Here is an 18964-nt window from a genome sequence, read left to right on the forward strand (position 1 = left end):
TTGTGCTGCCTCCGCCTCAGCCTTGAATCCAGGCGATGATGTCGCGGGCGATCTCGTCCACCGGCATGTCCTTGACCAGGCGGGTCTCCCGCTTCTGCGCCGGCACGGCCACGGACTGGTAGTCGATGGCGGCCAGGTCCAGGGCGGCGGGCTTGGCCTTTTGCAGGGCCGGCATGACCAGGCGCATGTTGGCCATGCCAACTTGCGGGTTGTTGGGCGGTTCGGGCAGCTCCCCGGTGGCCCAGCCAAGCACGGCCGGCGCGCCGGCACAGGTCGAGACCAGGTAGGCCCCGCCCTCGATGCGCTCCATGATCTCAAGCGTGCCGTCGGCGCCCACGGTCAGCTTGTCCACGCCCTGGAACTGGTCGCTGATGCCGAGCTTCTCGCCCAGCATCTGCAGCGTGGAGCCCGAGCCGCGCGAGGCCGACTGCCAGCCTCCGAAAACCAGCAACTTGGCGGTATCCAGGCCGGCGATGCCGGAGATGGCGTTATGCAGCGCCGTGGCCACTTCGGCCGAATCCACGAAGCCGCCGGCCGGGCCGTCGGCCACCACCAGCTCGAAGGGCGCCTTCTGGGCCACGGTCATCATGACCTGCTGCAACTTGGCCTTGGGGCCGAGCGACACCAGCCAGACCTTGCTGCCGGCGGCGGATTTGGCCAGATGGGCCGCCTCGTACAGGGCGTGCGACGCCCAGGGATCGAGGATGGACGGCAGCATCAGCTCGTTTTTCAGGCCCCAGCCGGTCGGGCCCTTGACCGGCTCCAGCGTCTGCAGCGGATCGGGCACAATGCCGCCGCATACGACGATATGAAACATAGGCACTCCTTTTGAAGGGAAGAGGAACCGGGGGAAGGGAACCCGGGCCACGCGGCCCGCAGCAAAGGCAAAAAAAGGTTCCCTTCCCCCGGACCCCCTACCCTCCCAAAAAACTCCCAAGGGGTTCGTTGTAGCCGCTATCCCGTTTCGGGGGTGAAACCGGGAAAGTTACATTCCCGGCTTCACCCCCGCCAAGGGAAAAAACAGGGCCGCCTTACGTCGCTTCGCCCCAATCCCTCCCCCCCTTCAAGGGGGTTCGGGGGGGATTATCCCCCCGATGGGGAGGTCCAGGAGGGGCAACGCCCCTCCTGGTCTTCATCAGTTCTCGGCCGAGTGCAGGCCGCCGGCGGCGGCTTTGAAAAGGATGTTGGTGCGTTCGGGATCGGCCAGGGACGGCTTGGAGCAGTTCCACAGGCAGGCCCCGCAGTGGACGCATTTTTCCCGGTCGAAAAGCGGCACGCCGTCGTCGGGGTTGGTGGTGATGGCCTGGCCGGAGCAGGCCTCGATGCAGGTTTTTTCGCGGCAGGCCCGGCAGACCTCCGGGTCGTCGAAGACGACGTGGTCGGCGAAGCCCGGCGCGGCCTGCACCTTGCCGCCCAGAAGCAGCGCGTCCTGGTGGGAGACGAGCAGCTCGCCGTCGTAGGCGATGGCCGGCCAACCGGCCCTGTCCATGAGGGCGTCGTGCAGGGCCAGGCCCTTGGCCGTGGCCTCGCGGCGGATGCGCTCGATCTCCGCCGCCGGGATGCGGCCGCAGTAGTAGTCCTCGAGGCGCGGGATGCGCTTCCAGGTGGGTTTCGATTCGGCCGGCCAGCACAGAGCGCCCTTGGTCAGGCCGCACAGCCCCATGCCGATCAGCCCCGGCAGGAAACCGGCGGCGAAGCCTTCGCGGGAGCGGGCGGCGATCTTGGCCTCGGCGTCGAGCCAGGAGGCCCGGCGGTTGGCGACGTAGGTCCTTTCGAGGTTCTCGGCGGTAAAGGGCAGGCCCTGCTCCAGGAGCTTCACCACGGCTTCGCCGAGAAGCACGCCCGAGGTCCAGGCCTCGTCCACGCCGGAGCCGGTCAGCACGTTGGTGGTGCCGGAGCCTTCGCCGATGCGGGCGTAGCCGTCGCCGACGAGGTAGGGCTCGCCGTTGCGGCCGGCTTCCTGGAGGGTTTTGGCGCCGAAGGAACGCAGGCTGCCGCCCTTGATGTTCTTCCAGATGTAGGGGTGCTGCATCCAGTGCTGGAGGTAGCGGTAGGCGGTGCGCACGGGGTTGTCGAACCAGGAGGGCACGAAGATGCCGAGCGATGCCGTGCGGTCGGGCAGCACGTAGAGGAAGCCGAAGATTTCCGGCTCGGGGAAGCCGATGGTGTGGATGACCGTGCCTTCCTTCCAGGGACACTGGCCGGGCAGGTCGATGACGAGCTTCATGCCGACGGCATAGTCGCGCTGGTGGTGGCCGGCGGGAAGTCCCCGCAGGTTGTCGATGGCCCGGCCGACCGGGCCGACGGGGCCGTCGCCGATGACGGTGAGCTTGGCGCGCACGTCCATGCCGGGCATGTAGGCGGCCTCGGGCTTGCCGGCCTTGTCCACGCCCTGGTCGGCCAGGCGCACGCCCACGACCTGGCGGTTTTCGACCAGCGGCCCGGCCACGGGCGAGCCGGGCCAGATTTGCGCCGCGCCGGTGGCCATGACGTTGCCGGCCACCCACTGGTTGAACTGGCCCAGCGAAAAGGTCAGGCCGCCATGTTTTTGCAGGAAGGGCGGGATGTAGGGCAGCTCCACGGCCATGTCCTTGTAGCCGGGCAGCCGTTCACCCAGGGCTTTTATGGCCTTGTCCTTGAGCTTCATGAGCAGCGGCCGGCGGCTGGCCCCGACCGGGTCGAGGAGGTAGACGACCTTCTCGTCGGTGACGGGGGCGCACATGGGCACGTCGGCGGGCTTGAACCCGGGCAGGCTGGCCCGTATGCCGCGCGCCTTGGAGACCACGCCCGAGACGCCGACGCCCAGGTCGTCGGCGCGTTCGTAGCAGATGACCTGGGGCGGCATGCCCGGGGCCAACGGGCTCTCCATGACCGGCGAGCCGTCGTCGTTGACGATGCCTCTGGCCAGGGTGGTCAGAAAGCCGCCCATGGCCGGACCGAATCCGACGCAGACGATGTCCGTTTCCATGACCTGCCGCTCTTCCATGTATCCTCCGTGGCTGGGGTGAGAAGAGGGAACCGGGGGAGGAAACCTTTTTTTGCAAAAAAAGGTTTCCTCCCCCGGACCCCCACCTTCCCAAAAAACTCCCAAGGGTTTCAGGCGAATTAACACTCCCTTACCGGGGGTGAAACCAGGGCGGCGGCTGACCGCAAGGCGGACTGTCGACGACCCGGCTTCACCCCCCGCCAAGGGGGTCCGGGGGGGATTATCCCCCCCGGCGGGGCCTGGGGCAGCGCCCCAGTTTCTTCGCACTACATCGGGTAATCGAGCGCTTCCGGGATCATCACCTGGGTCAGTGCCTGTCCGGCCCGTTCGCGGGCGGCGCCGGCACCGGCGAGCGAGGCGTCCACGGCGGCGCGCAGGCTCGCGATGGCCGACAGGTCCGCGCCCTCGGGGGCGTAGCCGTAGGCCAGGGTGGCGCAGGCGCGGGCCGCCTCGCCGGCGGCCTTGGCCGCCTGGACCTTGGCCAGGTCGCTGAAAAAGGACACATAGCCGTCAAGGCCCTCGGCCACGACCGGGTTTTCCGGGCCCTTGGCCGAAAGCTCCAGCACGTCGAGGATAAAAAGCCGGCTGGCCAGGAGCGGACACAGGGCGTCGGCCAGGGGGAAGGTCACGGCCTGGCGGTTGCCGTGGTAGAGCTTCTTGCCGTCGGCGTCCTTGCCGGCTTCCAGGAAGCGCAGGCTGGCCTGCCACAGTTTCAGGCCGGCGGCCACGGAAGCGGCGCCGGTCTCGGGGGCGCTCCCGGCCACGCGCTCCATTTCCGTAATATAATTATCAAGGTAGGCGGCAAAGATGTCGCTGGCCATGGTGATGGACAGTTGGCGGCGCTGCACGCACTCGGGGCCTTCGTAGGTGGCTTCGAGTTGGCTGTCGTTCCACTTGTGGAACAGGAACCCGGGGCAGTCCTCGGTGATGCCGTAGCCGCCCATCATGGCCACGGCCTCGCGCATGACCGTGGCGCCGTGGCCGGTGTTCCAGAGCTTGCAGGCCGGGCACAGCACGCCAGCCTCGGCTTCCAGGGCCTGGTAGACGACCACGGGGTCGGCGCCCAGGGCGTCGAAGCGGGCGGCGTCGCGGCCGGCTTCGGGGGTGAAAAGCAGGTTGACGTATTCGATGGCCTGGGGCTCGACCTTGCGAAGGGCCATGAGCTGGGCGCGCATGCCCGAGACGCCGGCTGCGGCCAGGGCTTTTTCCTTGAGCTTCTCGGTGGGGTCGAGGTGGTCGAACAGGCGCGCCGTGGCGAACCCCAGCGACGCCCCGGCCTCGCCGGCCGCCCAGACCTCGGCCAAACGGATGGGCGCATCCTGCTTCTGTTGCAGGCCCAGCTCGAACTTGGGCGTGCCCTCGGCGCAGGCGTCGCCGCCCCGGAAACGGCCGCGCTGGTAGCGGATGACCGGCTCCACGGCGGAGAGCAGCTTGGCCGTGGTCATAAGGGCCACGGGCACGCGGGTACGGTGGAACACGGCGGCGATGATCTCGGAGTGGCTGTAGTTGGGGACGATGCAGCCGTCCTTGACCGTGTAGCCGCCGATGATGCGGCTGGCCGGCACCTTGAGGCTGAAGACCGGGTCGCGGGTGGAGGAAAGCTGGTGGACCATCTTGAGGGTCGGCGCGCCGCGGTCGAACAGGCCGGGGTCGGCCTCTTCGAGGATGACCATGCAGGAGGTCTTGATGCGCGGGTCGGCGGTGTCCACGGCGGCGGTGGCGAAATTGGCGAAGTCCATGCCGGTGATGAAGCGGCCGCGCTTGTCGACCTGCAGCATGGGCTCCTGGCCGTCCTCCCAGGAGTCGATGCGCACCTTGCCGACGAGCACGCCGGTGTCCACGCCGACGTAGGGCAACGGTTCGGTCAGGGCGAAGGCGCCGCGCCAGGGCTCCTTGCCCGGGGCCGGGGCGCACAGGCTCATGTAGTGGTCGCGCTGTTCGGTGGTGCCGCGCTCGTGGATGGGCGACAGGGCCAGGTTGCTGGCCAGGGAGCAGGTGGCGGCGCCGGCGTCGACCCAGGAGAGCTCGAAAGCGACCAGGGCCAGGGCCATGTTCTTGGGGCCCTCGATGAAGCCGCCCTGGTGGGGGTCGAGGAACACGGCGGTGATGCCGGCCTCGTCGAAGGCGGTCAGGAGCTGTTTTTTCTGTTCGGTCCATTCGTGGGAATGGCGCGCGCCTTCGGCCACCAGCCGGGCCACCAATCCGCGGGCCACGGCGCGGGCGGACTGGACGGCCATTTGCAGGTCGAAGCGGTCGGCGAAGCGCCACATGATTTGCCGGACGTCGTCGCCCGGGAGTGTGCGAAGCGTTTCCATAGATTTCGCCTCATTCGAGGTTTGGACGCGCCGAGGCGCATGATGAGATGACATCAAAAAGTATGAATAGGTAAATTATTCGTTCCCGGGCGTCAATTGGCCCGGCCGACGGCAGGCGGCAGGTGCGCCCGGCCCGGGGCAGGCCCCGGGAGTCAGGCGCGGCCGGGACTTGTGCAAACCCGGGGGGTTCGTTACGAGTCTCAGTATGGGGTATTAACCAGCAGGCAGCCCGGTCAACCGGCGAAACCGCATGTCGTACCTTCTCAAATACCATTTCGATCCGGATTACGAACGGCGCCGGCTGCGGCCCAAAAGCCGCGAGGACGGGTCCGTGGACCAGTACGACCTGGGGTATGCCCAGAACGTGGTGGCCGGCCAGCTCATCGCCGAGTGGGAGGAGCTCCCCCCGGACGAGCCCCCGGACGACGGCGCCGTCGTTTCCGATGACCTGGCCTTTCCCCACGGCGAAGGCTGCCGGGTCGACCCGTCCGACCCCAAGCGGCTGCTCGCCTCGGTCAACGGCCACGTGGCCAGCGTGGACGGCATCATCTGCGTGCGCGAGACACTGTCGGTGGGGCGCGACATCGATTTCCACACCGGCAACATCGTGGCCGTGGGCGACGTGCTCGTGGGCGGCAACGTCCGGTCGGGCTTCCTGGTCATGGGCCGCAACGTGACCATCCGGGGCTCGGTGGAGGGGGCCAAGGTCCGGGCCATGGCCACTATTTCCTGCCAGGCCGGCATTCAGGGCGGCGGCCGGTCGACGCTGCGGGCCGGCAAGAGCATCCGGGCCAAATACTGCGAAAACGCGGTGCTCCACGCCGGGCAGAACATCCTTATCGACGGCGCCAGCATGCATTGCCGGCTGTTCGCCACGGAGAAGCTCGCGGTCAAGGGCCGGCTGGTGGGCGGGGAAGCCTATTGCGGCGAGGCGGTCTACGTGGGCGAGCAGCTCGGCGGCGGCGGCCAGAGCCAGACGCGGCTGCTTCTGGGCTACGATCCCGAGCGCATCCACCAGGACCAGCATCTCAAGGCCCGGGTGCGCGAGGTGCTGCTGGAGCTCGAGGCCTGCAAGGTGGACATGGGCCGGGGCGACGCCCGGGCCGAGGCCTGCGGGGAGGAGTTGCCGCGCCTGGAAAGGACGCTGGAGTCGTGCAAGGCGCAGCTGGCCCGGCTGTGGTCGAGCCCGGCGGCCTTGCGGCGTTTTTCGACCTGCCGGGTGATCGTGCCGGGCAGCATCGGGGCCAACGTCGAGATCGGCATCGGCGAGGCCATCCTGGCCGTGCCCGAAGGCACCCGGGACGTGGTCTTCCGCTACGCCGACGGCGAGATCCTCATGGAGCATCCGGCCCTGCGCAAATAACCTACCCCCGGCCCTGCGCCCGGCGGCTGAGGACCAGGGCCAAGGCCGTGGTCAGCTTGACGATCTCGGTGTTGTTATTGCGCACCATCCGGGCCAGGCGCCGGGCCAGCACCGTCACCAGCCGCACGCCGATCTCCGGCCGGGCGGCCAGAAAGGCGAAAAACCGGTCGCGGTCGATGCGCAGAAACCGGCAGTCCGTGAGGCAGGTCACGCTGGCCGAACGGATGTCGCGGTCGAGGAGCGCCATCTCGCCGAAAAAAGGGCTCTGGGCGTCGGACAGTTCGGCCAGGGTCTTGCCCCCGGCCTCGGCCGCCAGCGCCGGCACGGCCACGCCCTTGAGCACCATGGACTTGCGCACCCGCACCTTGCCCGAAACCAGCAGGAACATGTCGTCGCCGGGTTCGCCCTCGACAATGACGTCGCGGCCGGCCGGCAGCCCCACTTCGTCGAAAGACGGCCGCACGGCCTCGATCTCCACATCGGTGAGGCCCTCGAACAGCGCGGCTTTCTTCCAGGTATCGTCGCTCATGCCGCGCCTCCCGCCCCGGCCGGCGCGGCCGCGTCCTCGGGCGCGGCGCCCAGGCGCAGCACGATCATCCCGTCGTAGCCGGACAGGTCCAGGCCGTCGCCGGGATTGGCCACCACGCGCGGCCCCTGGCTGCCGATGCGCCCCTCCTGGCCGTAGGCGGCGAAAAGCTCCAGAATGAAACTGTCCAGGGCCGAATCCGCGTCCAGGAGGTCTTTTATGGCGATATCCCGGCGCAGGCGGAACACGGCCACGGGCAGCTCGCCGCCGCCGGACAGGCACCTGGCCACCAACTGCGACCAGCGCAATCCCCGCTCCTCGCCGGAAAAGGCCCGCACGGCCATGCCCCGGCGGCCCGGACCGCCAAGCAGGCCCTCCACGAAATGCCACAAGGCCGGATGCGCGCCCAAGGTCTCCATCGCCCGGCCGGCCAGTTCGCCGCGCACCACCGTCACGTCCACGCCCGCCCGGCTCAAATGCTTGCGGTTGGTTTCGAGCAGGGCCTCGGCGTAGAGCGGCACTTTCGGGGCCAGCCCCCGGAAGGTCAGGGCGGAAAGCAGGGTCTGCTGGTCGGCCTCCTCCGGGGCCAGGCCGTCCTGGGACAGGATGTAGGCGGCCCGGGCCGTGGCCGGCGAGGCCCGGCCAAGCGTCGGCTCGTGGGCGGGATTGCCCCGGCAAAAGGCCAGGACGTCGTCGAGGGCCAGGTCGGCCGCAAGCCCGGCGAACGTTTCGGGATCGAGCGGCGCGACCAGGACAACGGCGGGCTTGCGCCCGTCCGGCGCGGACGCGGCCAGGGCGCGCAGCAGTTGCGGCGCCTGGGCGTTGTAGCCGAGCACAAGGCAGTGCCCCGAGGTTTTCACTGGCATAAGCCCCTGCCGTTTGCGGTTTTTACGTTCGATGAGCACCGAGGCGAGGTTGCCGGTCAAGGTGGCCATGACACCAACGCCAGCGGCCATGATGGCCATGGCCACCAGCCGCCCGCCCACAGTGGTGGGCACGACGTCGCCGTAGCCCACCGTGGAGAGCGTGACCATGGCCCACCACAGGGCGTCGAAAAAATTCTTGTCGGGAGAGGATTGGAACTCGAAAACATCGAAAGCGGCCGAGGCCGCGAGCAAAATGACCACCACCAGGGCCAGGGAAGTGGCCAGGGTCGAGCCCAGAAGCCCGCGCCACAGGCGCGCCGGCCCGTTCATCCGCGCCTTCGCGCCGGGCGGGGCCGTCCCCGGTAATCCTGTCGCGGCCGCCGGCCGCGAAAGCCTTGAACGCGCATGGAAGCTCTTGTAGGGTCAAAATGGTTTTTCGTCGATCGCCCCGTATTCCCCTACCCCAGGAGCGCCCATGTGGTTCGGACGCATTCTCCTGCTGACGGCCCTCGCGGCCTTCTCCGTGCTTTGGCCGGGCCTCGCCCCGGCGGCGGACATCGACAGCTACGCCAAGGCCTATGACCGGCTCCTCGCCCAGGACGCCCGGGCCGGCGCCGACGGCACCAGCGTCTGGGGCGACGCAACCCCGCGCCAGGGAACCGTTTCCCTGTCCTCGGGAGGACGGACCGTGCACCTCGGCCAGGGGCCGGGCTGGCTGTTCGGCCTGGCCGTGCCCCTCGGCGAAGGCAAGACACTCTCCCGCGTCGCCCTGGTGCGCCCGGACGGCCAGACCACCTTCGCCGCCGTAGACGCCCTGCCGCCCGGCCTGACACCGGTTGCGGCCAGCCGGCAAGCCCCGGCCGTGGCCGCCGTGGCCAGCCCCGAAGCGGCCCTGGCCGCGCTCACCGACCGGCTGCTCGGCCACAGCCTGCAGGGCCGGCGGGTGTACGCGGCCAACGAGGCCGTGACCGACACGGCGACCGTCGCCCTGTGGCGCGGCAAAGTGGCGCTTTCCGGCGGGCCGGGCTGGCTGTTCTTCGTGGACGACAAGCCCGGGGCCAACTGGGAACACCCCTGCCGCTACGTGCTCGTGGCCCGGACCGGCGCCATCACGGTGGCCCGGGCCACCATGCCGCCCAAGGACCTGTCGGCCTTCACGGAAGTCACCAGCCGGGCCGCGCCGGCGAGCAAGGCGGCCAACGGCGCGGCGGCCCCGACCGTCTCCCCGCCAACGGCCAAGGCGGCCACCGACGCCAGCCACCGTTACGCCGTCATCATCTCCGGCGGGGCCAACCGCTACAGCAACTATCCCCGCTACTGGAACGACTGTTCGTTTTTTTTCACGACGCTCAAGGCCAACGGCTTCCTGCAGGACAACATCTACGTGCTCATAAGCGACGGCAAGAACCCGGCCGTGGATCAGTCCGATGGCACGAGCTCCCTGTGGGACCTCAACGACGACGGCATCGACGACACCCGCTACAGCGCGACCAAGGCGAACATCACGGCCGTGTTCGACGAGCTGGCCGGCAAGATGACCAGCGAGGACATCCTCTACATCTTCACCACCGACCACGGCGGCAACAACACCGACACCAACCCCGCGCCCTACGCCAACAGCGACGTGGTCCTGTGGCTGTGGAACGATACGTTCATCACCAACACCGAATTCGCGGCCGAGGTGAACAAGGTCAGGGCCAAGGCCGTGGTGGGCATTTTCGAGCAGTGTTTTTCCGGAGGGTTCGTGGAGGGGCTCAAGGGGGCCAACCGGGTGCTGTTGTCCGCCTCGCGCTGGTGGGAGCTGTCCTACGCCGCCGCGGCGGAGGACCTGGACTACGACGAATTCTCCTACTACGCGACCCAGGCCCTGGCCGACCCGACCAAGGGCGATTCCAACGGCGACGGCATCGTCACCCTGGAGGAGGCCTATGCCTACGCCCTGGCCAAGGACTCCTACCAGTCGGAAACCGTCACCGACACCGACAACGACGGCGAGCACCCCAGCTACTACAGCAACCCCTGGGACCTCGGCCGCAAGCTGGCCCTGACCGGCGCCTATCCGCAAGCCAAGGCGCCGACCTACGGCGGCTATTCGCAATACGAGGTCAACGATACCTTCCCCAGCGACGGCCAGTCCACGGGCTGGAAGGGAACAGACACGTCCTGGACGCTGGACCTGCCCTTCGCCTTTCCGTTTAACGGCACGACCTACACAACGGTCAACGTCGGCAGCAACGGCATCCTGTCTTTCGGCACGGCCACAACCAGCGGCCTCAACACCGTGGACGACCTCAAGGCGGCCGTGGCCGTGGCCCCATACTGGGACGCGCTGGCCACGCCGTCCTCGGGCGACGGCATTTCCGTGGACTCGGGCGCGGCGGACCTGACCGTCATCTGGCGGGTGCACACCTGGGTGGACGACCGGCCGGTCAACGTGGCGGCAAGGCTTTTCCCCAACGGGGCCATCCGGTTCTATTACGGAACGGGCAACCGGAACACCTCGCGCACGCAGTACCGGGACAAGACCATCGGCCTCTCCCTGGGCGACGCGGCAAGCGGGAAGTACCTGCTGGGGCTGCGCAACGGGGAGCCCGATCTGGGCAACGCCAAATCGCTGCTCATCCAGCCGGCGACCATGGCCCCCCCTTCGACGGGGCTGCCCTGGGGCAGCCTGTTGCTGCAATAAGGCGCGTCCCTCCTCCCGTCGAGGGGGTCCGGGGGCATCATGCCCCCCGGCCGCCGGAGGCCTCGTCACCCTCGCCTGGCAAGAGCAGAAGGGTACTGAAAAAATGCGTTAATTATAAAACATAACTGACGTTATGTTTTACTTTGGCCTTACGCCCGCAGATGGGCGCGCCAGGTGTCGACGATTTCCTTTTCGCGGCGGGCGGGTTCGCTTTGGGGGCAGATGCGGCAGGCTTCCTCGGCCGCCTCGGCGGCCTGCTTCATCCAGCCGCCCTCGCGCAGGCTGCGCGAGGCCATGATGTAGAGCATCTCCGGCGTGTTGCCGTAAATGCCCCGGATCAGCTCCCGGTAGCCCTGGATGAAGACCTCGCGCACCAGGTCGTTGCGCTTGAACAGGAACCGGGCCAGCCAGTGGTTTTCCTGCTGGTCGGCGAAAAACAGCGGAAACAGCTTGCGGCACTCGCCGAAAAGGAACCGGATGCGGCGGATCTCGCGCTGCATGCTCTCGGCGGTCTGCATGAGGAGCTGAAAGAGCTCGCGGCTGATGATGAGGTCGGGCTCGGGCAGCTCGCGCTCCTGCATGGAGCGAAACCACGGCGCGTAGTTCTGCTGCTGGTAGGCGTCTTCCTTGAGCTTCATGGACTCGTGGAAGATGTAGCCGATGCACCAGTCCAGGAACTGGCCGACCAGGCTCGAGCCGCCGCCCTCGCGGAAGAGGTGGTGGGCCGTGTCCTTTAAGCGCCACAGCAGGCCCTTGTTCATCTCCTCGCCGAGCAGGTCCTTCAAGTCCTCGAAGGCCATGGTGCCGGTGCGGTCGAATTCGCGAAAGAGCTTTTCCAGCACCTGCACGGCCAGGCAGTAGTCGCGCAGCAGGTCGCGCATGAACTCGGCGCGCTTTTCGTCGAACCAGTTGCTGGCCACGGCCTAGCCCCTTCCCGGCTGGCCGCCGGGCAGCCCCGGCGCGAAACGGGCCAGGCGGGCCAGCCGTTCGTCGACCAGGGAATAGAGCGTCCCGGCCGGGAAGGAGCCGTCCGGGCCGGGAGCCCCGGCCGGGATGCCGGTGAGGATCTCCATGGCCTCCTCGATGGTGGTGACCGGAAAGATGTGGAAGCGCCCCTCGGCCACGGCGGCCACGATGTCGTCGTCGAGCATGAGGTTGACCACGTTGTCGGCGGGCAGCAGCACCCCCTGCTCGCCGGTCAGGCCCCGGCGGCGGCAGACCGTGAAAAAGCCGCGAATCTTCTCGTTTAAGCCCCCCACCGCCAGGATGGCCCCGGATTGGGACACGGCCCCGGTCATGGCGTAGCACAGCCGGATGGGCCGCTCGGCCAGGGCCGAGAGCAGCGCGGCCAGCTCCGCGCCCGAGGCCGAATCGCCCTCCACCTCGGCGTAGCTCTGCTCGAAGCACAGCGACCCGGTCATGACCAGGGCCTTGTCCTGGGCGAACCGGCCGAGGAGATAGCTTTTGAGGATCATCATGCCCTTGGTGTGGATGGGCCCGCCAAGCTCTGCCTCGCGCTCGAGGTCCAGGATGCCGCCGTGGCCCACGCCCACCGTGCAGGCGATCTGGTGGGGCAGCCCGAAGGCGTAGTCGCCGAACATGCGCACGGACAGCCCGTTGGCCCGGCCCACGGCCTGGCCGGTGGTGGGCACCTTGATCATCTCCCGGTCGTACTCCTCGAGGTATTCCTCCTCGTAGAGGTTGACCCGGAAATCGCGGGCCCGGCGGGCCTGCTCCAGGTGGGCCGCGCCGACCGTTTCCGCGCCCTCTCCCCGGGCCAGGGCGGCGGCCTCGATCATGAGCTCCCGGGCCAGGGGGAGCTTGAGCGACAGCCTGGCCTGGTCCTCGGCCAGCAGCGAGGCGTACTCCACCAGGCCTGCCAGGGCGGCCCGGTCGAAGGGCGGCAGGGCGGCCTCGCGGATGACCGTGGCCACCAGGGTCAGGTAGACCAGCACGTTTTCGGCCGTGCGCGGCATGGTTTCCTGCAGGTGGGCCTTGAGCTTGAAAAGCTTGCCGAAGCGCTCGTCGTTATACAGCAGCAGTTCGTAGGCCTCGTCCGGCCCGACCAGCACCACCTTGAGGTCCAGGGGCAGCGGCTCGGGCTCGATGGTGCGGGTGCGCACGTGCTCGCCGCCCTCGGCCGGGTCCTCCACGCGGCCGAACCCCGAGCGCAAGGCCCGCAGCAGGCTTTCCCAGGCACCCAGGTTGGCCGAGATGTCGTCCACGCGGATGATGAGGAAGCCGCCGTTGGCCCGGTGCAGCGAGCCGGCCTTGATGAGGGTGAAGTCGGTATACAGCGCGCCCATCTCGGACTCGCGCTCGATGCAGCCCATGAGGTTGAAGTAGGTCGGGTGGTCCTCGATGACCACGGGCGCGCCGGTGAGCTGGCCGTTGTCCACGAACAGGTTGGCTTCGTAGCGGTAGAAGGTGTCCTCGGGATAGGCGCCCTCGCCGTGGGGGGCCGGGGGCGGCGCGGCCTGGGCCGGCTGGGGCAGGAAGGCGTCGAGGTTGTCCAGGATGTCGGCCCGCATGGCCGAAAGGTAGCGGTCGATGGCCGGGCTGCCGGCGCGGAAATCGGCCAGGGCGGCCAGGTGGGCGTCCACGACCTCGCCGGCCGTGGCCCTCTCCAGGTCCTTTTCCCGATCGCGGTAGCCGCGCTCCTCCTTGGACAGGCGCCGCAGGGCCGTGCCCATCTCCTCCAGCAGCCGGTCGCCCTTGGCCTTGAGGGATTTTTTGAGTTCCGGGTCCAGGCGCTCGAACTCCTCGTCGGAAACGACCTTGCCCTCGAGCAGCGGATAAAGGGTGAAGCCGCCCTGGTCGTCGACGAACAGGCTGTAGCCCTCGCCCCGGGCCTTTTCCTCCATCTCGTCGAGCACGGTTTCCCGGTCGGCGTTGTAGCCGCGCAAAAGCGACTGCTTCTCGGTCTGGTAGGCCTCGCGCTCGAACCGGGCCGGGATCTCCTCGCGCATGTCGGTCACGGCCTTGGCCAGGGCGGCCTTGAAGCCCTTGCCCTGCCCGGCCGGCAGCGACACGGCCCGGGGCCGGTCGGGGTCGTCGAAATTGTGGACGTAGAGCCAGTCCGGCGGGACCTGGCCCTTGGCCGCGGCCGGGTCGAGGAAGCGCCGGGCGAAATGGGTGCGGCCCATGGAGGGCTCGCCGGCCAGGTACACGTGGTGCTCGCGGCCGCCGATGGACAACGCCAGGCTCAGGGCGGCGTGGGCCCGGGGCTGGGTCCTGGCTAGGGCGCCGGGGTCGTCGGGAATGTCCCGGCTGTCGGCGTAGGGCAGGGAAGCGGGGTCGCAGGCGGCGCGCAGGTCTTGGGGGCGAAGGGTGTTCGTCATGGATTCCGTCTGGGGAAGGGCGTTGGGGATGGTGGCCGGGCGCTCCCGGCCGCGTCCGTCAAGATACGAACGAATGGCCGCTTTGTCATCTGTGCCGCGCGGCGCCTTTTCAGCCGGGCCGCATCCTGATAGGGGGTGCCCGATGGAAGCGCAGCGCGGCAAGCCGGCCTTTCTGACCGGGCTGGGGGGATTTCGCGCCCTGGCCGCCCTGATCGTACTGACCGGCCACGCCCTGTCCTGGATCGCCCCCCTGGCCACCTTTCCCGCCGCGCTTTGCGCGAGTCTCGCCCGACTGACGCAGCTGGGGCTGTCCGCTTTCTTCGTGCTGTCGGGCTTCGTGCTCTTCTACAGCCACGCCCCGGGGCCGGGCCGGCCGCCCTTTGGCCCGGGCCGGTTCGCCCTGGCCCGGCTGGCCCGGGTCTACCCGGTCTACGGCCTGCTCGCCCTGGCCAGCCTGGCCGTGCTCCTGGTGCGCGAGCCCGCGATCGTCTCCGCCCATCCGGGGAGCTTGGCCGCCTGCCTGAGCCTGACCCAGACCTGGTTTTTCGCCCCGGACGTGCCGGCGCTTTTTCCCATCGGCTGGGCCGTCAGCACGGAAGTGTTCTTCTACCTGGTTTTTCCGCTGTTGCGCCGGCCCATCGGCGCCTTGCCGAGCCGGTGGGCCGCGCTGTGGGCCGGGCTTGCCGCCGTGGCCGTGCCCCTGGCGGCCGTCGCCTGGATCGCCCGGTCCTGGCCGGCCCTTTTCGCCTGGGTCCTGGGGCGCCACCCGGGCTACGCCGCGGCCACGGCCGACCTGGCCGGGCTTTTTTTCCAGTGGCTGACCTACACCAACCCGTATCTGCGGGTGTTCGAGTTCGTCTGCGGCATGGCCACGGCCCGGTTGTTCCTCACCGGGGCGCGGGGGCCGGCCTGGCTTGGCGTGGCGGCCGTGGCCGGGCTGGCCGGGCTTGTGGCGGCGCCCTTTCCCGGGGCCTGGTTTTTCCTGTCGGTTGCGGCCAACAACGCCCTTTACGCGCCGTTTCTGGCCGCCGCCTGCCTGGCCCTGGCCGCCCGGCCGCCGGCCTTCGCGAATCGGCGCACGTGCAAGGCCATCGCCGGAGCCAGCCTGTCAATCTACCTGCTCCAGCCCTTCACCCTGGAGCCCTGGACGGCCCTGGCCAAGGCTTTCCCCGGCCTGTGGCCCCTGGCCGTTGCGGCCGGGCTGGCCGCGACCACGGCGGCTGGGTTGGCTCTGTCGCACCTGGTGGAAGGGCCGGCCGCCCGGCGCATCCTGGCCTGGGGCAGGCCCGGGGCCTCGGGCCGCACGCCCGGAAACGCGCCGGCCGCGTGGCGCGGCACACGCCCGAAGCAGTAATTTTCCGGGCAAATACGCCCGGCTTCCTGACGGGGCGGCGGCCTAGTACCGTTTGGCCAGGGGCAGGCGTTCGCCAAGGGTGATGCCCTGGGGCGAGGCTTCGGCCCGGTAGGCCAGCACCAGCACCCCGGCGGCCACGGCGGCTTCGAAAAGGGCGGCATAGTCCGGATCGACGACCGCCGCCGGGGCGAAGCAGCCGCCGTCCGGCCGCTGGACGCAAAAAAAGAGCGCCGCCCGGGAAACCCCCTCCCTGGCCAGCCGCGTCAGCTCCACCAGATGCTTGCAGCCGCGCACCGTGGCCGCGTCGGGAAAGGCGGCCGCGCCGTCCTCGACCATGGTGACATTCTTGCACTCGACGAAGCAGGCCCCGGCCGGGCCGGACAGGGCGAAATCCAGCCGGCCGCCGGCAAAGGCCGGTTCGGGCCGGATGGCGTCGTAGCCGGCCAGGTCGGCGAAGGCCCCGGCCCCAAAGGCCCGGCGAAAGAGCCGGTTGGGGGTGAGCGTGTTGACCCCGACCCAGAAATCGCCCCGGTAGTCCGGCAGCCGGACCATCTCCAGGGTGTGGGCCAGCTTGCGGGCGGGGTTGTCGGAAACGGACAGCCCGACCAGGCGCCCCGGGCGCAGGAGCCCGAGCATGGAGCCGGTGTTGTTGGCGTGGGCGGTAAACGGCCCGCCCTCGCCGTCCACGTCGATGAGAAAGCGTTGCCGGCGGCGCAGGAAACGGGCCGTGACGAGCGGCCCGGCCAGGGGCAGCGTGACGGAAACAGCCGACCGGTGAACCATGATTTACCTTTGGCGCAATCCGCGCTATCGTACTAGACGGCCGTGTGCCCACGGCCGTCCGTCAAACCCCAACGCAAGGATTCCGGGCCATGCGCACCGCCCTTCGTATGCGTCTCGTCGCCCCGTCGGCTACCCTCGGCATGGCCGCCAAGGCCGCCGACCTGCGCCGCCAGGGCAAGGCCATCCTCGACCTCTCGGCCGGCGAACCCGACTTCAACACGCCCCAACACATCAAGGACGCCGCCAAAAAGGCCATCGACGACAACTTCACCCGCTACACCCCGGTGCCGGGCATCCATACCCTGCGCGAGGCCGTGACCGGCTACTATAAAAACCTCTACGGCGTGCCCGCGCCCAAGGAGGCGGTCATCGCCACCAACGGCGGCAAGCAGGCCCTCTACACCCTGTTCATGGCCCTGCTCAACCCCGGCGAGGAAGTCCTGGTGCCGGCGCCCTACTGGGTGAGCTACCCGGACATGGTGCGCCTGGCCGGGGCCACGCCCGTGCCCGTGCCGAGCTCGCCGGAGTCCGGCTTCCTGGTCGGCGTCGAGGATTTGGAGCGGGCGGCCACCCCGGCCACCAAGGCGCTCATCCTCAATTCGCCCTCCAACCCCACCGGCGCCCACTACACCGCCGCCGCCCTGGACGCCATCATGGACTGGGCCGTTTCCCGCGACATCGTCATCGTCTCCGACGAAATCTACGACCGCCTGGTCTACGAGCCGGCCAAGCCCGCCTCCATGGCCGGCTGCTTCACGCTCCATCCCGACCATGTGGCCGTGGTCGGCGGCCTGTCCAAGAGCTTCGCCATGACCGGCTGGCGCGTGGGCTACGCCCTGGCCCACCCGAGCCTCATCCGGGCCATGTCCACCCTGCAAAGCCAGTCCACCTCCAATATCTGCTCCATCGCCCAGAAAGCGGCCATCGCCGCCCTGACCGGGCCGCTGGATTGCGTGGAGGACATGCGCCAGGCCTTCAAGCGCCGCCGCGACCTGGCCCTTTCCATCATCGCCACCTGGAAGCGGGCCGTGTGCCCCACGCCCGACGGCGCCTTCTACCTCTTCCCCTGCCTGTCGGGCTACTACACCGAGGCCGTGCCCAATTCCACGGCCCTGTCCGAGGCGCTTCTGACCGAGGCCGGCGTGGCCGCCGTGCCGGGCGTGGCCTTCGGCGAGGACCGCTGCCTGCGCTTTTCCTACGCCACCGACGACGCCACCCTGGAAAAGGCCCTCACCGCCGTCGGCGATTTCCTGGGCAGGCTGTAAGGCCCGATCGAGGGCCGGGGAACGACGCGTGAAAAGGTCCGACCGCTCGGACGGAGCGCAATACCTGGGGCTGGTCAAGTTCCTGTCCTGGAGTTCCCTGGCCCTGATCCTTCTGGTCAACCTGTTCCTGTCGATTTTCCTGTCCAACTACGCCCGGCAGGACGTGCTGACCAAGCAGAAGGAATTCGCCCTGCTTCTGGCCGAGAACCTCAACCACCAGATCTACCAGCGCTTCACCCTGCCCACGGTCATCGGCTTCGGCCGGGTGGAGCTGTCCCAGCCGGCCCAGTACGACCGGCTGGAAAAGACGGTGCTCTCCACCATCCACAGCTTCCACGTCAGCGAAGTGCGCATCTACGACTTCGACAAGCGGGTGTCGTTTTCCACGGACAAGGAGCTGGTGGGCCAGACGGGCTACGCCGGCACGGCCATCCTGGAGGCCCTGGAGCAGGGCACCTCGAGCTTCCAGGTCGTCAGCCGCACGGGCATGTTCGGCGGCATCTTCGACTTCAGCCCCAAACCCGGGGCAGTGACGCTGCGCACCATCTACCCCCTGCGCACCGAACGCTCGCTGGTGCCGGGCAACCCGCAAGGGTTCATCATGGGCGTGCTGGAATTCACCCAGGACATCACCGACGACTACCAGAAGGTCGTGGATTTCCAGCGCATCATCATCGCCACCACCCTCAGTTCCTCGCTGGTGCTCTTTTTGATCCTGCGCGTGATCATAAGCCGCGCCGGGCGCATCAACGCCCAGCGCATCGCCGAGCGCGAACAGCTCGAACGCGAGCTCCAGCAGCAGGAAAAGCTGGCCGGCATGGGCCGCATGGTGGCCGGCATCGCCCACGAGATCCGCAATCCCCTGGGCATCATCCGCTCCACGGCCGAGCTGCTTTTAAAGCGCAACAAGGACACCGACGGCGTCAACGCCAGGCTGCTCGGGGCCATTTTCGACGAATCCAAGCGCCTGTCCAAGGTCGTGGGCGATTTTCTGGACTACGCCCGGCCCAAGGCCCCGCGCCAGGACGAAGTGGACTTAAGCCTCGTGTGCGACCAGGCCCTGACGTTCCTCGAGCAGAAATGCGAGGACCAGGGCGTGGCCATAACCCGGGGCTACGGCCCGGGGCTTGCGGTGCGCGGCGACAAGGACCTGCTCTACCGGGCCGTGTACAACATCGTCTCCAACGCCCTGGACGCCCTGGCCGAGGACAAGGCCAAGGCCCGGCCGCCGGCCATCGCCGTGGCGGCCACGGCCGGGCCGGAGGCGGTGGTCCTCACCGTCACCGACACCGGCCCGGGTTTTTGCCCGGAAAACAAGGACCGGCTGCTGGACCCCTTTTTCACCACGAAAGACGCCGGCACGGGCCTGGGCCTGGCCATCGTGCGCAACATCCTGGAAAGCCACGGCGCGACCCTGGCCCTGGAGAACGTCCCCGAGGGCGGCGCCCGGGTGGTCATGACCTTTCAGCCGGCCTAGCC

At 68.7% G+C, this 18964-nt stretch carries 13 protein-coding genes; 5 read left to right on the forward strand and 8 right to left on the reverse strand.

Annotation, left to right across the window (positions count from 1 at the left end; translation table 11 throughout):
• Nucleotides 1-16: 16 nt before the first annotated feature.
• The 3 genes from ACP59X_RS23380 to ACP59X_RS23390 all read right to left on the reverse strand — a co-directional run bounded on the left by ACP59X_RS23380 (nucleotide 17) and on the right by ACP59X_RS23390 (nucleotide 5301).
• Complete coding sequence (locus ACP59X_RS23380; RefSeq protein ID WP_428563197.1) at nucleotides 17-817, reverse strand: electron transfer flavoprotein subunit beta/FixA family protein; 801 nt, start codon at nucleotides 815-817, stop codon at nucleotides 17-19.
• A gap of 318 nt (nucleotides 818-1135) precedes the next feature.
• Complete coding sequence (locus ACP59X_RS23385) at nucleotides 1136-2986, reverse strand: 4Fe-4S ferredoxin (protein WP_428563199.1); 1851 nt, start codon at nucleotides 2984-2986, stop codon at nucleotides 1136-1138.
• Between the two features lie 266 nt (nucleotides 2987-3252).
• The gene (locus tag ACP59X_RS23390) at nucleotides 3253-5301 is read right to left on the reverse strand and encodes an acyl-CoA dehydrogenase family protein (protein ID WP_428563201.1); all 2049 of its coding nucleotides are present in this window, start codon (nucleotides 5299-5301) and stop codon (nucleotides 3253-3255) included.
• Nucleotides 5302-5551: 250 nt separating this feature from the next.
• On the opposite strand from ACP59X_RS23390, the gene ACP59X_RS23395 reads away from it, so the two are divergent.
• Complete coding sequence (locus tag ACP59X_RS23395) at nucleotides 5552-6664, forward strand: DUF342 domain-containing protein (RefSeq protein ID WP_428563203.1); 1113 nt, start codon at nucleotides 5552-5554, stop codon at nucleotides 6662-6664.
• 1 nt (nucleotide 6665) lies between these two features.
• Here the strand turns inward: ACP59X_RS23395 and ACP59X_RS23400 are convergent, their stop codons facing one another.
• Nucleotides 6666-7193 carry a cyclic nucleotide-binding domain-containing protein gene (locus ACP59X_RS23400; RefSeq protein WP_428563205.1) on the reverse strand — a complete coding sequence of 176 codons (528 nt, stop codon included), beginning with the start codon at nucleotides 7191-7193 and terminating at the stop codon, nucleotides 6666-6668.
• On the reverse strand, nucleotides 7190-8386 hold the full coding sequence (locus ACP59X_RS23405) for a potassium channel family protein (protein ID WP_428563207.1): 1197 nt from the start codon (nucleotides 8384-8386) through the stop codon (nucleotides 7190-7192). The genes ACP59X_RS23400 and ACP59X_RS23405 overlap by 4 nt, the downstream gene beginning before the upstream one ends.
• Before the next feature lie 145 nt (nucleotides 8387-8531).
• On the opposite strand from ACP59X_RS23405, the gene ACP59X_RS23410 reads away from it, so the two are divergent.
• Nucleotides 8532-10742 carry a C13 family peptidase gene (locus ACP59X_RS23410; protein WP_428563209.1) on the forward strand — a complete coding sequence of 737 codons (2211 nt, stop codon included), beginning with the start codon at nucleotides 8532-8534 and terminating at the stop codon, nucleotides 10740-10742.
• 149 nt (nucleotides 10743-10891) lie between these two features.
• Here ACP59X_RS23410 and ACP59X_RS23415 read toward each other — a convergent pair whose 3' ends face one another.
• Nucleotides 10892-11662 carry a hypothetical protein gene (locus ACP59X_RS23415; protein ID WP_428563211.1) on the reverse strand — a complete coding sequence of 257 codons (771 nt, stop codon included), beginning with the start codon at nucleotides 11660-11662 and terminating at the stop codon, nucleotides 10892-10894.
• A gap of 3 nt (nucleotides 11663-11665) precedes the next feature.
• Entirely contained in the window at nucleotides 11666-14083 is a 2418-nt protein-coding gene (locus ACP59X_RS23420) for a Lon protease family protein (RefSeq protein ID WP_428563213.1), read from the reverse strand.
• A gap of 142 nt (nucleotides 14084-14225) precedes the next feature.
• On the opposite strand from ACP59X_RS23420, the gene ACP59X_RS23425 reads away from it, so the two are divergent.
• Entirely contained in the window at nucleotides 14226-15437 is a 1212-nt protein-coding gene (locus ACP59X_RS23425) for an acyltransferase family protein (RefSeq protein WP_428563215.1), read from the forward strand.
• A 42-nt stretch (nucleotides 15438-15479) separates the two neighbouring features.
• On the opposite strand, the gene sfsA is transcribed toward ACP59X_RS23425, so the two are convergent.
• On the reverse strand, nucleotides 15480-16220 hold the full coding sequence (gene sfsA / locus ACP59X_RS23430) for a DNA/RNA nuclease SfsA (protein WP_428563217.1): 741 nt from the start codon (nucleotides 16218-16220) through the stop codon (nucleotides 15480-15482).
• Nucleotides 16221-16309: 89 nt separating this feature from the next.
• Between sfsA and ACP59X_RS23435 the strand changes: the two genes are divergently transcribed.
• Both ACP59X_RS23435 and ACP59X_RS23440 read left to right on the forward strand, forming a co-directional pair.
• Complete coding sequence (locus ACP59X_RS23435; protein ID WP_428563219.1) at nucleotides 16310-17485, forward strand: pyridoxal phosphate-dependent aminotransferase; 1176 nt, start codon at nucleotides 16310-16312, stop codon at nucleotides 17483-17485.
• 28 nt (nucleotides 17486-17513) lie between these two features.
• Nucleotides 17514-18962 (forward strand): sensor histidine kinase, encoded by a 1449-nt coding sequence (locus ACP59X_RS23440; RefSeq protein WP_428563221.1) that lies wholly within the window; start codon nucleotides 17514-17516, stop codon nucleotides 18960-18962.
• Nucleotides 18963-18964: the final 2 nt, after the last annotated feature.

The sequence above is a fragment of the Solidesulfovibrio sp. DCME genome (assembly GCF_049995385.1).
GTDB lineage: Bacteria > Desulfobacterota > Desulfovibrionia > Desulfovibrionales > Desulfovibrionaceae > Solidesulfovibrio.